Source organism: Celeribacter naphthalenivorans, assembly GCF_020524585.1.
Taxonomy (GTDB): Bacteria; Pseudomonadota; Alphaproteobacteria; order Rhodobacterales; family Rhodobacteraceae; genus Celeribacter; species Celeribacter naphthalenivorans.
Window position 1 is genome coordinate 38,955 of the sequence record NZ_JAIVLK010000001.1, and the last position, 16,110, is coordinate 55,064.

The window sequence follows — 16,110 nt, forward strand, 5'->3', positions numbered from 1 at the left end:
TCTGGTTTGGTCCAAAAATTTTCTACTGGTCAATGAATTTTCCTTAGAGGAATATGTGAATCGGGAAATCTCTCGGTCCATTGACCTATTTTTGAGCGCGAGGTGAAAAAATGAGCAGCGCTTCTCTGGCGCAGAGACTGGCCGTCGCAGGCACCTTGCCGCGCCTCAGCGTGCAGGATCGCGCGCCCATTCGGATTGGCGCGCTGGTGCCGATGTCGGGCGCCGAAGAATTCTGGGGCCGACCCGGTGTCGAGGGCTGTCAGCTTTGGGTCGATTGGATCAACGCGCATGGCGGTATGATGCTGGGCGGGCGGCGGCACTTGGTCGAGTTGAGCGTCTATGACAGCGGCGACGGGCCAGAAGTGACGCTTGAGGCCGCGCGGCAGATGGTCGAGACCCAGCGCGTGCGGCTGGTCCTGACGCTTGGCGGCGGCGACATGGCGCTGGCGCTGCCGTACCTGATGCAACGTCGCATCCTGACCGCGACGCTCTTGCCGTCGGACCTCTCCCCCGATCACCCCTTTCTCATCGCGCCCGCCGAAGTGCACCCGTTTTTCAACGTCACCGGCGTCGACTGGCTGGCCCGCACCCGGCCGGAGGCGACGCGAGTGGCGCTCTGTTCGCAACGCGATCTCATGGGGCTGCCGTCTCTCGCCACCTACCGCGCCGCCTTCGATGTCGCAGGCCGCGAGGTGGTGCGCGAAGTGCATTATGAAGCCGAGGCGGGGAACGCGCGCGCCATCGTCGCGGAGATGCTGTCCTCCGATCCCGATGTGCTCTGCTGGTGCTCGTCTGCGCCGCCGATGATCGAGGAGCTGACAGTGGCGGCCTATGAGGCCGGGTTCACCGGCGAGATCCTCGCCTGTACCTGCGACAATTATCAGCGCCTGATCACCCGCACTTCGCCCGACTTCATGGAGTGCTTCACCTTCCAATTCCCGGATTTCGACGATGCCGCGCTGGCCGACACGGCGTTTTTCTTTCACCGGCCCAAGGCGTTTTTCGACGCCTATACCGAACGTTTCCCGGATCACTGGTCCGCGGTAAGTTGGGAATATGCCTCCATTCTGGACCTTTGGCACGATGCGGTGGAGACGGCGGACAGCCTCAATACGGCTTCGGTTCTGGCCGCGCTGAAACGGGGCCGCCGGATGCCGCATGCTTTTGGGCTGGCGACCTGGTGGGGCACGGATGTTTACGGCATCGACAATGCGCTGGTGGGCGATTGGCCGGTGGTGGCGATCCGGGACGGCAAGGCGGAGATTCAGGAATTCGGCTCGGTGCTGGGCTGGCTTGAGGCCCATGGGGACCGGTTGATGGAAGAGCTGGGTGCGCTCGGTCAGCTTTGGCACCAACGCGACAAACCCGATTTGACACGCGCACTGGCGCAGGACTGACCGCCAAAACGCGGGTCTTATATATAAGAGAGAAAGAACGTGACAGGAGAGATGACTTTGAAGCCGGAAGAAACCGCCCTGCGTCAAAACCCTCATGCTGTGAAAGAGCTGCGGGAAAAGAACCTCGAAGTCGCCATCGGGCGTCAGGTGCGCGAGCTGCGCAAACGTCAGCGCCTGACGGGCGCCGATCTGGCGGCGCAGACCGGGCTGTCCGTGGGGATGCTCTCCAAGATCGAGAATGGCGTAATCTCGCCTTCGCTCAACACGATCTCCGCACTGGCGCATGCGTTGAAAGTGCCCTTGGTGCAGCTGTTCTCCGGCTATGAGGAAGAGCGCGGCTGTATGCATGTGAAAGCGGGCGAGGGGGTCGAGATCGAACGCGAAGGCACCCGCGCCGGGCATCAATACAGTCTCTTGGGCCATATCGGGTCGAACAATTCGGGCGTGGTGGTCGAACCCTATTTGATTGAACTGACCGATGCCTCCGACAGGTTCCCGGCGTTTCAGCACGAAGGCATCGAGCTTTTGTACATGTTGGAGGGCCGCGTCGAGTATCGTCATGGCGACAAGATTTATCCGCTGGAGCCGGGCGACACGCTTTTGTTCGACTCGGATGCGCCGCATGGCCCGGAAGTCATCAATGAGCTGCCCGCCCGCTACCTGTCGATCATCACCTACCCGCAGGCGCGCTGAGCCTGCGGATCATTGGCGATTCTGCGTCGTTTTGGGTGAAATTTTCACATTTCGCCCAATTCGTGGGCGATTTCCTCGGCTCTGCAAGCTTGTTGAGTAAAAAGAAAGCATATTTCCTGTGGATAAGTATTTTTTCCAGTGAGGTGAAAAACTTTCTTGAAGAGAAAATAGGTTTCCCGCTAGTGATGTTGGTGACGGCGCAAGACGCCGATAACCTCACTCACTATGGAGGAACCTATGTGTGGCATTGTTGGCCTCTTCCTGAAAAAGGATGAATTGCGCCCCCAACTGGGCGATTTGCTGACCGATATGCTCATCACCATGACCGACCGCGGCCCGGACAGCGCCGGGATTGCGATCTATGGCGATGAGACGGACGGCATGGTGAAAATCACCGTTCAATCGGACACGCCCGCCGAGGCCTTCGCCGATCTCGACGCCGCCGTCTGTGCCGCCATCGATGCACCGGTGACGATCAAAGTGGTCGACACCCACGCGGTTCTGACCCTGCCGGAAAGCGCCGTGAAACCCGCCATCGCGGCGCTCGAAGACAAGGGCCTGCGCATCATGGGGTCTGGTGCTTCCATGGAAATCTACAAGGAAACCGGCCTGCCGAAAGACGTCGCGGCGCGTTTCGGCCTGCGCGATATGGGCGGCTCCCACGGCATCGGCCACACCCGCATGGCGACTGAATCCGCCGTGACGACGATGGGCGCGCACCCATTCTCCACCGCCGACGACCAGTGCCTCGTGCACAACGGCTCGCTGTCGAACCACAACCAGATGCGCCGCAAACTCGCCAAGAAAGGCGTGTTCACCCGTTCTGAGAACGACACCGAAGTGGGCGCGGCTTACATCTCGTCCCGCATCGCGGATGGCGCCACTTTGGGCGAAGCGCTCGAAGGCACAATTGAGGATCTCGACGGCTTCTTCACCTTCGTGACCGGCACCAAGAACGGCTTTGGCGTCGTGCGCGATCCGATCGCCTGTAAACCCGCCGTGATGGCCGAGACCGAAGACTACGTCGCCTTCGCCTCTGAATATCGCGCCTTCGCAGACCTGCCGGGCATCGAGGCCGCCCGCGTCTGGGAGCCGGAACCTGCAACTGTTTACTTCTGGGAGCGCTGATCCAATGACTATGACGCTTGATAAAACGGTGCTCGACATGACCGCGACCGAGTTGCGCGAGGTCAACACCACCCTTCAGGCCGCCGCCAAGGCACAAGCCAACGCCGCCTATGAAATCATCAACCCGCGCGGCTCGCACGCCATGGCCTGTGGCCTCGACGGTCCGCTCTCCGTGACGATCAAGGGGTCCACCGGCTACTACTGTGCGGGCATGAACAAGGAAGCCACCGTCACCGTCGAAGGCTCCGCCGGTCCGGGTGTGGCCGAAAATATGATGTCCGGTGTCGTGACCATCGAAGGCGACGCCTCGCAATATGCGGGCGCCACCGGTCACGGCGGGCTTTTGAACATCAAAGGCAATGCCTCCTCGCGCTGCGGCATTTCGATGAAAGGCATCGACATCGTCGTGCATGGCAACATCGGCCACATGTCCGCCTTCATGGCGCAAAAGGGCAATCTGGTTGTTCTGGGCGATGCAGGCGACGCTTTGGGTGACTCTCTCTACGAGGCCCGCCTCTTTGTGCGCGGCAATGTGAAATCTCTCGGCGCCGACTGCATCGAGAAAGAAATGCGTCCGGAGCACATCGCGATCCTCAAGGAACTCCTTGAGAAAGCCGGCGCCGACGCCAAACCCGAAGAGTTCAAGCGCTACGGCTCTGCCCGCAAGCTCTACAATTTCAACATCGATCACGCCGACGAATACTGAGGAGCGCGACATGGACAAGACACCTCAAACCGAACCGCGTCAGAGCTGGACCTTCTCCAACTCGATCAACTCGGAAATCCGTCGTGCGGCCGACACCGGCATTTACGACATTCGTGGCGGTGGCGCGAAACGCCGTGTGCCGCATTTCGACGACCTGCTGTTCCTCGGCGCCTCGATGTCGCGGTATCCGCTCGAAGGCTACCGTGAGAAATGCGACACTTCCGTCACCCTCGGCACGCGGTTCGCGAAAAAGCCGATCGAGCTGAAAATCCCGGTGACCATCGCGGGCATGTCCTTCGGCGCTCTGTCCGGTCACGCGAAAGAGGCTCTGGGCCGTGGTGCGACCATGGCGGGCACTTCGACCACCACCGGCGACGGCGGCATGACCGAGGAAGAGCGCGGTCATTCCGAGAAACTCGTCTACCAATATCTGCCGTCACGTTATGGCATGAACCCGGACGACCTGCGTCGGGCGGATGCCATCGAGATCGTGGTGGGCCAAGGCGCGAAACCGGGGGGCGGCGGGATGCTTTTGGGTCAGAAGATCACCGAACGCGTTGCCGGTATGCGCGATTTGCCGGTTGGCATCGACCAGCGCTCCGCCTGTCGTCATCCCGACTGGACCGGGCCGGATGACTTGGAAATCAAAATCCTCGAAATCCGCGAAATCACCAATTGGGAAAAGCCGATCTACATCAAAGTCGGCGGCGCGCGTCCCTATTATGACGTTGCTCTGGCCTGTAAAGCGGGTGCCGATGTGATCGTTCTCGACGGCATGCAGGGCGGCACCGCCGCGACCCAAGACGTGTTCATCGAGCATGTCGGTCAGCCCACGCTGGCCTGTATTCGTCCGGCTGTTCAGGCGCTCCAAGACCTCGGCTTGCACCGCGAAGTGCAGCTCGTCGTCTCCGGCGGCATCCGCACCGGTGCGGATGTGGCGAAAGCTTTGGCTCTGGGCGCGGATGCCGTTGCCATCGGCACCGCCGCTCTGGTGGCTCTGGGCGACAACGACCCGAAATGGGAATCCGAATACAACAAACTCGGCACCACGACGGGCGCCTATGACGACTGGCACGAGGGCCGCGACCCGGCGGGCATCACCACGCAGGACGTGGAGCTGATGAAACGCCTCGATCCGGTCGCTGCAGGTCGCCGCCTGCGCAACTACCTCAACGTGCTGACGCTGGAATGCCAGACGCTCGCACGCGCCTGTGGTCACAACCACGTCCACAACCTTGAGCCGGAAGACCTCTGTGCGCTGACCATGGAAGCCGCTGCCATGGCGCAAGTGCCGCTGGCTGGGACCAACTGGTACCCGGGCAAGCCCGGCTTCTGAGCTCTAAACGCACATATTTGAGGGGCCTCTGGCCCCTCATTCACCAACAGGGAATTGAAAATGAGCAAACTTGCCAAATTCGCCGAGGAAAAAGGCGTCAAATATTTCATGATCTCCTACACCGATCTCTTCGGAGGCCAGCGCGCCAAACTGGTTCCGGCCCAAGCGATCGCGGATATGGAGGAAGACGGCGCGGGCTTCGCGGGGTTCGCAACCTGGCTCGACCTGACGCCGGCGCACCCCGATATGCTGGCCGTGCCGGATGCGGACGCCGCCATCCAACTGCCTTGGAAACCCGAAGTGGCCTGGGTGCCCGCCGACTGCGTGATGGAAGGTGAGCCGGTCGAACAAGCGCCGCGCAACGTGTTGAAGAAACTCGTGAAAGAAGCCGCCGAAGAAGGTCTGCGCGTCAAGACCGGGATCGAAGCGGAATTCTTCCTTTTGACGCCGGAGGGCGATCAAATCTCCGACCCCTTCGATACGGCGGACAAGCCCTGTTACGACCAACAGGCCGTGATGCGCCGCTATGATGTGATCGCGCAAATCTGTGATTACATGCTGGAACTTGGCTGGGGGCCGTATCAGAACGACCACGAGGACGCCAATGGCCAGTTCGAAATGAACTGGGATTTCGATGACGCCCTGCTCACCGCTGATCGCCACAGCTTCTTCAAATTTATGGTGAAATCCGTCGCTGAACAGCACGGTTTCCGCGCCACCTTCATGCCGAAACCGATCGAGGGCCTGACCGGCAACGGCTGTCACGCGCATATCTCGGTCTGGGATCTCGAGGGTAAGACCAACGCCTTTGCGGGCGATGCCGGGGGGCAGATCGGCGAAGTGGGCCTCTCGGAGCAGGGCGGTTACTTCCTCGGCGGGATCATGAAGCACGCCGAAGCCTTGGCTGCGATCACCAACCCGACGGTGAACTCCTACAAACGCATCAACGCGCCGCGCACCATGTCGGGTGCGACCTGGGCACCCAACACCGTCACCTGGACCGGCAACAACCGCACCCACATGGTCCGCGTTCCGGGTCCGGGCCGCTTCGAGCTGCGCCTGCCGGACGGGGCGGTGAACCCCTATCTGTTGCAAGCCGTGATCATCGCCGCTGGTCTTTCGGGCATCCGCTCCAAGGCCAACCCCGGTCCGCGCTATGACATCGACATGTATGCCGAAGGTCACAAGATCGAAGGCGCGCCGAAACTGCCGCTCAACATGCTGGATGCGATCCGCGCCTATGATGCCGATCCGGAGTTGAAAGCCATGCTCGGCAATGATTTCTCCGCGTCTTACATCAAGATGAAGCATCAGGAATGGAACACCTTCGTGTCGCATTTCTCGCGCTGGGAAAAAGACAACACGCTCGACATCTGAGCCCGAAATATCCCTGAGCGGCGGCCCTCATCGCCACCGCTGTTCCCTGAAAGGCCCGGCTTATGTCGGGCCTTCTTTTTTGCGCAGTTGCGAGGGCGCCATACCGTAGGATTTGCGGAAAGCATCAGAGAAATGCGCCTGTGACGAGAAACCTGTCATTTGGGCAATTTCGGCCAGGGGGATACGCGTCGTTTCAATCAAATCTTTCCCTGTTTCCAAACGGATACGACGATATTCCTCCATCACGGATCGGCCCGTGTTTTCGCGGAACTGGCGTTGCAATTGACGGGTGGAGAGGCCGGAGAGATCGGCCAATTGGTCCTGATCCAAAGGGTCGGCGATATGCGATTGCATCAGCTCCAAAGCGGCCATGACCGCGTCCGGCAACACACCGTAAAGGGCGGACAAAGACCGGCGCTGCGGCGCTTCCGCTCCCCGAACTTCGGCCTGAATGAACCAGTCCGAAATGCGTCCGGCGAACCCCGTACCGTGGTCGCGCGCGATGATCGCATGCATCATGTCGAGAGGCGCCGAGCCCCCCGCGCAGGTGTAGCGATCCCGGTCGATGACAAAGAGTTTGCGCTCCAAAAGCCAGTCGCCGGGCAGTTCGTCGAAGTCATCGTAATGGTGCCAGTGAACGGTAAACCGGCGGTTCTCCAACAGGCCCGCTTTTGCCAATATCACCGCGCCGCCGGAGATGCCGCCAAGCGCCACGCCGTTCCTGTCCGCCTGCCGCAACCACTTGAACAGCGCGGGGTCGGTGATCCGTGCGGGGCTGCCTCCGGCGACGACGAACAACAGGTCGAAAAGCGGGAAAACGTCTTGGAAAGGCCGGGTCTGAAACGTGGCGCCGACGGAGGATTTCGCCTCTGCTCCGGTGCCCGAGAGGAGCGTGATGTCATAGTTCAACGTGGGCGAAAACAGGTTCGCTGCGCGCAAAGGTTCAAGCGCCGAGGCCGTCGACAAAAGCGCATATCCGTCGAGCAAAAGAAAGGCGATTCTCCGCATTTGCGACCCTTGTCAGTTTTTTGGAAATTTCGTCTTGAATATATAAATAAATGACTTGAAACAGGAAGAACAGCCCCAAAATCACCGCTAAAACAGTGTTGTGACGAAGGAGCGCATCTATGAAATTTTCAGGTTTCAAAGTCGTGAAAGAGGCCCTGACCGGGCACAAGGGCTGGACGCAACTCTGGCGTAACCCGGAGCCGAAACCGGCCTATGACATCGTGATCGTGGGCGGCGGCGGACACGGGCTGGCGACGGCCTATTACCTCGCCAAGGTCTATGGCGAGCTGAGCATTGCGGTGCTGGAAAAGGGTTGGATCGGGTCCGGCAACGCGGGCCGCAACACGACGATCATCCGCTCCAACTACCTGCTGCCGGGCAACCAGCCGTTCTATGAGTTCTCGATGAAACTCTGGGAAAATCTCGAGCAGGACACGAATTTCAACTCGATGGTCTCGCAGCGTTCGATCATCAACCTGATCCACTCGGACGGCCAGCGCGACGCCTATCGTCGGCGCGGCAATGCGATGATGCTCTCGGATGCGGGGGCAAAACTTTTGTCCCGCGACGACATCAAACGCATGGTGCCGTTTTTGAATTTCGACAATGCGCGCTTCCCGATCAAGGGCGGCTTGATGCAGAGCCGCGCGGGCACGGCGCGCCACGATGGTGTCGTCTGGGGCTATGCCCGTGGTGCCGATCAGCGCGGCGTCGACATCATCCAGAATTGCGAAGTCACCGGCTTCAAAATCGAGAACGGCAAGGTGTTGGGCGTCGAGACCTCGCGCGGCTTTATCGGTGCGAAAAAGGTCGGTGTCTCGGTTGCGGGCTCGTCTGGCCGAGTGATGGAAAAGGCAGGGATGCGCCTGCCGATCGAAAGCCACGCGTTGCAGGCCTTTGTCTCCGAAGGGCTCAAGCCGACCATTCCGGGTGTGATCACCTTTGGCGCCGGGCATTTCTATGTCAGCCAATCCGACAAGGGCGGTTTGGTCTTTGGTGGCGACATCGACGGCTATAATTCCTATGCGCAGCGCGGCAATCTTCCAGTGGTCGAGGATGTGCTCGAAGGCGGTATGGCTTTGATGCCGATGATCGGTCGTGCGCGTCTGTTGCGTGCCTGGGGCGGGCTTGTCGACATGTCGATGGACGGCTCGCCGATCATCGACAAAACCGGCATAGACGGCCTCTATTTCAACGGCGCCTGGAACTACGGCGGGTTCAAAGCGACGCCGGCGGCGGGCTACACCTTCGCCCATTTGCTCGCGACCGATACCCCGCATGAGACCGCGACGGCCTTCCGGTTCGACCGGTTCAACCGCGGCTATGTCATCGACGAAAAGGGCGTTGGCGCCCAACCGAACCTGCATTGAGGAGCGCGTAACATGTTGATCCCTCACCCACTTCTCGGCCTGCGCGACAGTCAGGAGTTCACCTATCTGGGCGACGCCTCTCTGATGCAGCGGCCTGATGCCTCTGCGGAAAATGCCGAAGCTCAATTCTGCGACTACGTTTTTCTGCGCGACAACCCGGCGGGCGTGCACCGTGAGCTGTGGTTCCACGAACAGGGCGACCGGAGCTGGCTGGTCGTCACCCGCGACACCACCACGCATGAAATCCTCGGCGCTGAATTGGCCTTAGACGTGAAAGGAGCGGCGAAATGACCCGTTTGACCGGTGGTCTCATTGACCGCAATGCGCCGCTGAATTTTACGTTTAACGGCAAGACTTACAAAGGTTTCCAAGGCGATACGCTGGCCTCGGCTCTCTTGGCCAATGGCGTTCAACTCATGGGCCGGAGTTTCAAATACCACCGTCCGCGCGGCGTCTTTGCGGCAGGCTCCGAAGAGCCCAACGCCATGGTTGAACTGCGCACCGGCGCGCGCCAAGAGCCCAACACGCGGGCGACCGTGACCGAACTTTTCGACGGGCTGATCGCGCGGACTCAGAACCATGTCGGGCCGCTGGAACGTGACTTTATGGCGGTGAATGACCTCCTGTCGCCCTTCTTCGCGGCGGGGTTCTATTACAAGACCTTCATGTGGCCGAAGGTGTTTTGGGAAAAGCTTTACGAGCCGATGATCCGCAAGGCGGCGGGGCTTGGATCGCTTTCGATGCTGCCCGACCCGGATGATTACGACAAAGGCTTCCTGCATTGCGATCTTCTGGTCGTGGGCGGCGGGGCTGCCGGTCTGGCCGCCGCTTTGACGGCGGGGCGCGCGGGTGCTGAGGTCGTCGTGGCCGATGAAGATTTCGCCCTTGGCGGGCGCCTCACGATGGAGAGCGATCTTTTGAACGAGGCTGCCGCGACCGATTGGATCGCCAGCGTGAAAGCCGAGTTGGAGAGCCTGCCGAATGTTCGCATCATGACCCGCACCACGGTGTTCGGCGTCTATGATCACGGCATCTACGGAGCGGTTGAACGCGTGTCGGATCACCTCGCGGTGCCGGGCGACAAGGTGCGTCAGACGCTCTGGCGGATCACCGCGAAACGCGCGGTTCTGGCGGCGGGGGCGACCGAACGGCATATGCCCTTTGCCGACAACGACCGTCCGGGCGTGATGCTGGCGGGGGCGATGCGGGCCTATGCCAACCGCTGGGCCGCAAGCCCGGTGAAGCGCGACAGCGATGCGATTGCGATTTTCACCAATGGCGATGATGGTCACCGCACCGCGATGGATCTGATCGCGAAAGGCGCGAAGGTTTTGGGCGTGATTGACGCCCGCGAAGCCGCGCCGCGCTTTGGCGATTATGAGGTCTTCGCTGGATCGATCGTGACAGGGACGAAGGGTCGTCTGGGCCTCACCGCGATCGAGATCACCCGCAATGGCCAGTCGCAGTGGCACAGTGTCGGCGCGCTTGGCGTGGCGGGCGGGTGGAACCCGAACGTGCATCTGGCCTCGCATCATCGCGGGCGTCCGGTCTGGGACGACAACCTTCTGGCCTTTGTGCCGGGGCCGAATGGTCCGGCGGGGCTGATCCCGGCTGGGGCTGCGGCGGGTAAGGGCGGCACCGAAGAGGCTTTGACCGACGGTATGACAGCCGCGATCACGACGCTTTCCGAGATTGGGATCACGGCCTCAGAGATTGTGTTGCCGAAGGCCGAGAATATGCCCTCTGAACAGGTTGCGTTTTGGCATGTGCCGGGCACCAAACGTGCCACGAAAAAAAGGGCATGGGTGGATTTCCAGAACGACGTGACCGTCAAAGATATCGCCTTGGCGCATAAGGAAAATATGACGCCGGTCGAGCATTTGAAACGCTGGACCACGCTGGGTATGGCGACCGATCAGGGCAAGACCTCGAACATTTCCGCGCTGGCCGTCATGGCCGAACTGACCGGCAAGTCGATCCCCGAAACCGGCACGACGATTTTCCGTCCGCCCTACACCGGCGTCTCGCTGGGTGTCTTGGGCGGGGGCGACACCGGGCCTTTGTTCCGTCCGCGTCGCCTGACGCCGACGCACGCTTGGGCGGAGGCGCAGGGGGCAGAGTTTGTCGAGGTTGGACCGTGGATGCGGGCGCAATATTTCCCGCGTGCGGGCGAGACGACATGGCGCGAGACCGTGGACCGCGAGGTTCTTGCCGTGCGCTCCGGCGTGGGTCTTTGTGATGTCACCACGCTCGGCAAGGTCGATGTGCAGGGCGCCGATGCGGGCGAATTTTTGAACCGCATGTATTCCAACATGATGGGCACATTGAAGGTCGGCATGGTGCGTTACGGTCTGATGCTGCGCGAAGATGGGCACGCTTATGATGACGGCACCTGCGCGCGGATGAGCGAAGATCACTATGTGGTCACGACGACGACCGCCAATGCGGGGCTGGTCTATCGCCAGATGGAATTCGCGCATCAATGCCTCTGGCCCGAGCTGGATGTGCAGCTGATTTCCACCACCGACGCCTGGGCGCAAATCGCCGTGGCGGGGCCGAAATCGCGTGAGTTGCTCTCCCGGATCGTCGATGAGTTTGACCTGTCGAATGAGGCCTTCCCCTTCATGGCCTGCTCTGAGCTGACGATCTGCAACGGTCTGCGCGCACGTCTGTTCCGCATCTCGTTTTCCGGCGAATTGGCCTATGAAATCGCGGTGCCGGCGCGTTACGGCGATGCTTTGATGCAACGCTTGATGGAGCAGGGGGCCGACCTCGGCGCCACGCCTTACGGCACCGAAGCACTTTCGGTCCTCCGCATCGAAAAAGGTCACGCAGCGGGCGCGGAACTCAACGGTCAGACCACAGCGCAGATGCTGGGGCTGGGCAAGATGGTCTCCGCCAAGAAAGACAGCATTGGCGCGGTGATGTCGCGGCGCGAAGGCATGGCGGCGGAGAAACGGCGTCTCGTGGGCTTCAAATCCGTCGAGCCGCAAAAACAGGCCATGGCCGGCTCGCATCTCTTCACAGACGGCACAGTGCAGGATATGAGCACAGACCAAGGCTGGCTGACATCGTCTTGCTACTCGCCGCACCTGAATGGCTACATCGCGCTTGGCTTTTTGGAGAATGGCGATACACGGATGGGCGAGATCATCGTGGCGGCCAACCCGGTCGAAGGCCAGACTGTGAAACTTGAAGTGGTCTCTGCCCATTTCGTTGATCCCGAAGGAGGACGTCTCCGTGCTTGATCATGTGACTGATTTGACCCCCATCACTGCTCTGGGCGCAACAGCCGCACGCGCTGAAAGCTTTGGCGCGCTGACTGTCACGGAGAACGCAGGTCTGGGCTTGGCCTCTCTGGCGCTCCGCAAGGGGCAAAGCGCGCCGCAGCCTTTTGGTCTGCCGCTGCCGGGTGTAGGCACAGCCGTCTCCATGGGCGATTATGCCGCCTTCTGGACCGGCCGCGATCAGTGGATGGTGGAGGCGACCGGCAAGGCGGAGGTGAACTTCGCCGCCATGTTGAAATCCGAGGCGCCGGAGTGTTCTTTGACGGAGCAGACCGACGGGTTCACCGCCTTTGAAATTGCCTCCTCGCAAGGGGCGGCACCGATTGAGGCCTTGATGCGCAAACTTGTCAACATCGACCCGAAAGCCTTCGGGCCGGGGCAGGCGACGCGCACGGGGCTGGAACATATGACCGTCTTTCTGATCCGCCGCGCCGATGACCGGCTGGCCGTGATCGGGATGCGCACTTTGGCGGGATCGCTGTGGCATGCTTTGGCCGTCGCTGCGCGCCGCCTCGAAGACTGAGTTGGAGAAAGAACATGACTGCACAGATCATTGATGGAAAGGCCTTCGCGGCCACGGTGCGCGAGAAAGTCGCCTCCCATGTGGCGCGCCTCAAGGAGGTGCATGGCATCACGCCCGGTCTCGCCGTGGTTCTGGTTGGCGAAGACCCCGCGAGCCAGGTCTATGTGCGCAACAAGGGCAAACAGACCATCGAGTGCGGCATGAACTCTTACGAGCATAAGCTGTCGGAAAAGACGTCTGAGGCCGATCTTCTTGCACTTATCGAACAATTGAACGCCGACCCATTGGTGCATGGCATCCTCGTGCAACTGCCCTTGCCCGACCATCTCGACAGCGATCTGGTGATCAACTCCATCGATCCGGCGAAGGATGTGGACGGGTTCCATATTTCCAACGTGGGTCTTTTGGGGACCGGTCAAAAGAGCATGGTGCCCTGCACGCCCTTGGGCTGTCTCATGATGCTGCGCGATCAGCTCGGCAGCCTCTCCGGGCTCAATGCTGTGGTCGTCGGGCGCTCCAATATTGTCGGCAAACCGATGGCGCAATTGCTGCTGCGCGACAGCTGCACCGTGACCATCGCGCATTCGCGCACGAAAGACATCGAAGAGGTCTGTCGCCGTGCTGACATTCTTGTGGCCGCCGTCGGCCGCCCGGAGATGATCAAAGGCGATTGGGTCAAACCCGGCGCGACCGTGATCGACGTGGGCATCAACCGTGTGGATGCGCCCGAAAAAGGCCTGCGCGAAGATGGTTCCGTGAAAACGAAACTCGTGGGCGATGTCGATTTCGACACGGCGGTCGAAGTGGCGGGTGCCATCACGCCAGTGCCGGGCGGCGTCGGTCCGATGACCATCGCCTGCCTTTTGGCGAACACCGTGACGGCCGCCTGCCGCGCCAATGATCTTCCCGAGCCCGAGGGGCTGACGGCCTGAGTGGGCCTGTGGGACCAAAGTTAAAACAACGATAAAAAACACAAAATACACACCAACATCGGGGCGGCGCACACAGGGGAGCGCTCCCATCTGGAGACAAGACATGACGAAATTTTGCCTGACCGTGGCCTGCGAGACCAAACGTGGGATCGTCGCCGCCATTGCCACTTTCCTTGCCGACAACGGCTGTAACATCACCGACAGCTCGCAGTTTGACGACACCGAAACGGGTCAGTTTTTCATGCGCGTGAGCTTTGCCTCGGAAGAGGGCGTGAAGCTTGCAGCACTCGAAGAGGCCTTTGCCGCGATCGCGGAAGACTTCGGCATGACATTCTCCTTCCACGACGAGGCCGTGAAGATGAAAGTCGTGATCATGGTGAGCCGTTTCGGTCACTGTCTGAACGATTTGCTCTACCGTGTTCATATCGGCGCGTTGCCGGTGGAAATCGTGGCGGTGATCTCAAATCACATGGATTATCAAAAGGTTGTGGTGAACAACGACATTCCGTTCCACTGCATCAAAGTGACCAAAGAGAACAAGCCCGAGGCCGAGCGCGCGATCATGAAAGTGGTCGAAGATGCCGATGCCGAGCTGATCGTTTTGGCACGCTACATGCAGATTCTGTCGGATGAAATGTGCACCAAGATGTCGGGTCGGATCATCAACATCCACCACTCCTTCCTGCCGTCGTTCAAAGGCGCGAACCCCTACAAGCAGGCCTACGCGCGCGGCGTGAAGCTGATTGGGGCGACCTCGCACTATGTGACCGCCGATCTCGACGAAGGTCCGATCATCGAGCAGGACATCGTCCGCATCACCCACGCCCAAAGCGCCGAAGATTACGTGTCGTTGGGCCGTGACGTGGAAAGCCAAGTGCTGGCCCGTGCGATCCACGCCCATGCCAACCACCGCGTGTTCCTGAACGGCAACAAAACCGTGGTGTTCCAGGCGTCTCCGGGGTCTTATTCGAGTGAGAGAATGGGGTGAGGCGCGGTCGACCCGCAGGGTCGATCCATCGCTCCAGTGGAGCGATGGAAGCGCCGAACGCCCGAGCACGCCTGCGAGGGCTGGGGTGAGAACCGGTCGCGGCCTTGCCGCGGCACAAGGCTCCAGTGGAGCATTGTGAGGTTCGAACGCGCCCGCAAACCTGCGGGCGCCGGGTAAAGACGTTTGTCTAAGCAATCAAAAACCCACCCAAAGAGGCGCGAAATTCCGCGCCTCTTTCGCATTCAGTCCCATACATCGCCTGCCACCCTCTGGACCAATTCCGAAAAATTGGTCTAATAGGCGGTGATTTCAAAGGACTGATCCGTTGCCGAATTCCTCTCTGCCCCACGCCTCTCTGCCCGGTGCCACCGTGAAATACGTGATCGAGACGCTCTCGACGCGGATTGTGACGCGCGAATATGCCACCGAAGAGCGGCTGCCCTCCGAGCGGCAATTGGCGCAAGAGCTGGGGGTGGCGCGCAACACGGTCCGCGAGGCGTTGGACCAGTTGGAGACCCGTGGCATGATCCGGCGCCGGGCGGGGTCGGGGTCTTTCGTGACATATAATCCCGATGGCGCGAGCGAGGCGCTGTCGCCCGTGGCGCATGAGACCGGGCCGCTGCAATTGCAGGTGATGCGCGGCATCCTTGAGCCCGAAATGGTGCGACTGGCCATCGTCAACATGTCGCCGAAACAGATCGAGGCGCTCTCTGTCGTGCTCTCGAAAATGGAGGCGGTGCAGGCCGACGCCACCGCTTTTGTCGCGCTCGAAGAAGAGTTCCACCGTTTGATCGCCGAGGGCACCGGAAACCCGCTTTTAATCGCCTGCTATAACCTCGTGATCGATGCGCGGCGGCAGTCCTTTCGGGCCGCGATGTACCGCCGTCACCTGACGCCGGCGCGGATCGAGATTTACCAGCGCGGCTACAACGGCCTCTTCAACGCGATCGCCGCGCGTGACATCGAAGAGGCGTCGGAATTCATGAAGCTTGCCCTGATCGAGGATCAGCGGCTTTTGCTTCAGGAAGATTGATCCTCAACACTGGCTAAAATTGGTTGGGCCAATATTGGCGCGCAGTTGGCCTGTGATTTTTGCGACATTTGCACCGCAAAACTGCGAATCTCTCGCGTGTTTCCCCTCTCCTTGCCCTTTTCTGCGGCGTTTTTCCGGACAGGTATCGATTGCCGGTCGCTCAATCAGGCTTGGTTGGGTTCTCCTTGCGCCCATAAATTCATCACTCCGACCTGTTGAGATGGTCGTTTGACCTAAAAAGCAGCGCACCTCTGGTGAAAATAAATTCCTGACAGGAAAAAAGTTTGACCGGTGGTGATCCATTCTTCCTCATGGAAGTCACTGAGTGAGCC

Annotated in this window: 15 protein-coding genes; 13 read left to right on the forward strand and 2 right to left on the reverse strand. The window is 60.5% G+C overall.

From position 1 onward, the window contains the following. Positions 1-110 precede the first annotated feature (110 nt). From LC094_RS00165 to glnT, 6 genes are all read left to right on the forward strand, one after another. Positions 111-1,397, forward strand: a complete 1,287-nt coding sequence (locus LC094_RS00165; protein WP_226548892.1) for an ABC transporter substrate-binding protein — start codon at positions 111-113, stop codon at positions 1,395-1,397. Between the two features lie 51 nt (positions 1,398-1,448). After that, the gene (locus LC094_RS00170; protein ID WP_226550327.1) at positions 1,449-2,090 is read left to right on the forward strand and encodes a helix-turn-helix domain-containing protein; all 642 of its coding nucleotides are present in this window, start codon (positions 1,449-1,451) and stop codon (positions 2,088-2,090) included. 237 nt (positions 2,091-2,327) lie between these two features. Next, positions 2,328-3,218: a class II glutamine amidotransferase gene (locus LC094_RS00175; RefSeq protein WP_226548895.1), complete on the forward strand. Its 891-nt coding sequence runs from the start codon at positions 2,328-2,330 to the stop codon at positions 3,216-3,218. Positions 3,219-3,222: 4 nt separating this feature from the next. Further along, a complete protein-coding gene (locus LC094_RS00180; protein WP_226548898.1) occupies positions 3,223-3,924 on the forward strand; it encodes a GltB/FmdC/FwdC-like GXGXG domain-containing protein in 702 nt (233 codons plus the stop codon). Between the two features lie 10 nt (positions 3,925-3,934). Next, the gene (locus tag LC094_RS00185) at positions 3,935-5,260 is read left to right on the forward strand and encodes an FMN-binding glutamate synthase family protein (protein WP_226548901.1); all 1,326 of its coding nucleotides are present in this window, start codon (positions 3,935-3,937) and stop codon (positions 5,258-5,260) included. 60 nt (positions 5,261-5,320) lie between these two features. Then, a complete protein-coding gene (gene glnT / locus LC094_RS00190; protein ID WP_226548904.1) occupies positions 5,321-6,637 on the forward strand; it encodes a type III glutamate--ammonia ligase in 1,317 nt (438 codons plus the stop codon). Between the two features lie 60 nt (positions 6,638-6,697). Here glnT and LC094_RS00195 read toward each other — a convergent pair whose 3' ends face one another. After that, complete coding sequence (locus tag LC094_RS00195; RefSeq protein WP_226548906.1) at positions 6,698-7,645, reverse strand: GlxA family transcriptional regulator; 948 nt, start codon at positions 7,643-7,645, stop codon at positions 6,698-6,700. A gap of 119 nt (positions 7,646-7,764) precedes the next feature. Between LC094_RS00195 and LC094_RS00200 the strand changes: the two genes are divergently transcribed. From LC094_RS00200 to LC094_RS00230, 7 genes are all read left to right on the forward strand, one after another. Next, positions 7,765-9,015, forward strand: coding sequence for a sarcosine oxidase subunit beta family protein (locus LC094_RS00200; protein ID WP_226548909.1), 1,251 nt, complete (start codon positions 7,765-7,767; stop codon positions 9,013-9,015). 12 nt (positions 9,016-9,027) lie between these two features. Further along, a complete protein-coding gene (locus LC094_RS00205; protein ID WP_226548912.1) occupies positions 9,028-9,306 on the forward strand; it encodes a sarcosine oxidase subunit delta in 279 nt (92 codons plus the stop codon). Next, positions 9,303-12,263, forward strand: coding sequence for a sarcosine oxidase subunit alpha family protein (locus tag LC094_RS00210; RefSeq protein WP_226548915.1), 2,961 nt, complete (start codon positions 9,303-9,305; stop codon positions 12,261-12,263). Before LC094_RS00205 ends, LC094_RS00210 begins: the two co-directional genes overlap by 4 nt. Then, on the forward strand, positions 12,256-12,825 hold the full coding sequence (locus LC094_RS00215; RefSeq protein WP_226548918.1) for a sarcosine oxidase subunit gamma: 570 nt from the start codon (positions 12,256-12,258) through the stop codon (positions 12,823-12,825). Before LC094_RS00210 ends, LC094_RS00215 begins: the two co-directional genes overlap by 8 nt. A 14-nt stretch (positions 12,826-12,839) precedes the next feature. Further along, positions 12,840-13,757 (forward strand): bifunctional methylenetetrahydrofolate dehydrogenase/methenyltetrahydrofolate cyclohydrolase FolD, encoded by a 918-nt coding sequence (gene folD / locus LC094_RS00220; protein ID WP_226548921.1) that lies wholly within the window; start codon positions 12,840-12,842, stop codon positions 13,755-13,757. 103 nt (positions 13,758-13,860) lie between these two features. Further along, positions 13,861-14,745, forward strand: coding sequence for a formyltetrahydrofolate deformylase (gene purU / locus LC094_RS00225; protein ID WP_226548924.1), 885 nt, complete (start codon positions 13,861-13,863; stop codon positions 14,743-14,745). A 325-nt stretch (positions 14,746-15,070) separates the two neighbouring features. After that, on the forward strand, positions 15,071-15,778 hold the full coding sequence (locus LC094_RS00230; RefSeq protein ID WP_226548928.1) for a FadR/GntR family transcriptional regulator: 708 nt from the start codon (positions 15,071-15,073) through the stop codon (positions 15,776-15,778). Positions 15,779-15,781: 3 nt separating this feature from the next. On the opposite strand, the gene LC094_RS00235 is transcribed toward LC094_RS00230, so the two are convergent. Further along, positions 15,782-16,081 carry a hypothetical protein gene (locus tag LC094_RS00235; RefSeq protein WP_226548931.1) on the reverse strand — a complete coding sequence of 100 codons (300 nt, stop codon included), beginning with the start codon at positions 16,079-16,081 and terminating at the stop codon, positions 15,782-15,784. Between the last annotated feature and the right edge of the window lie 29 nt (positions 16,082-16,110).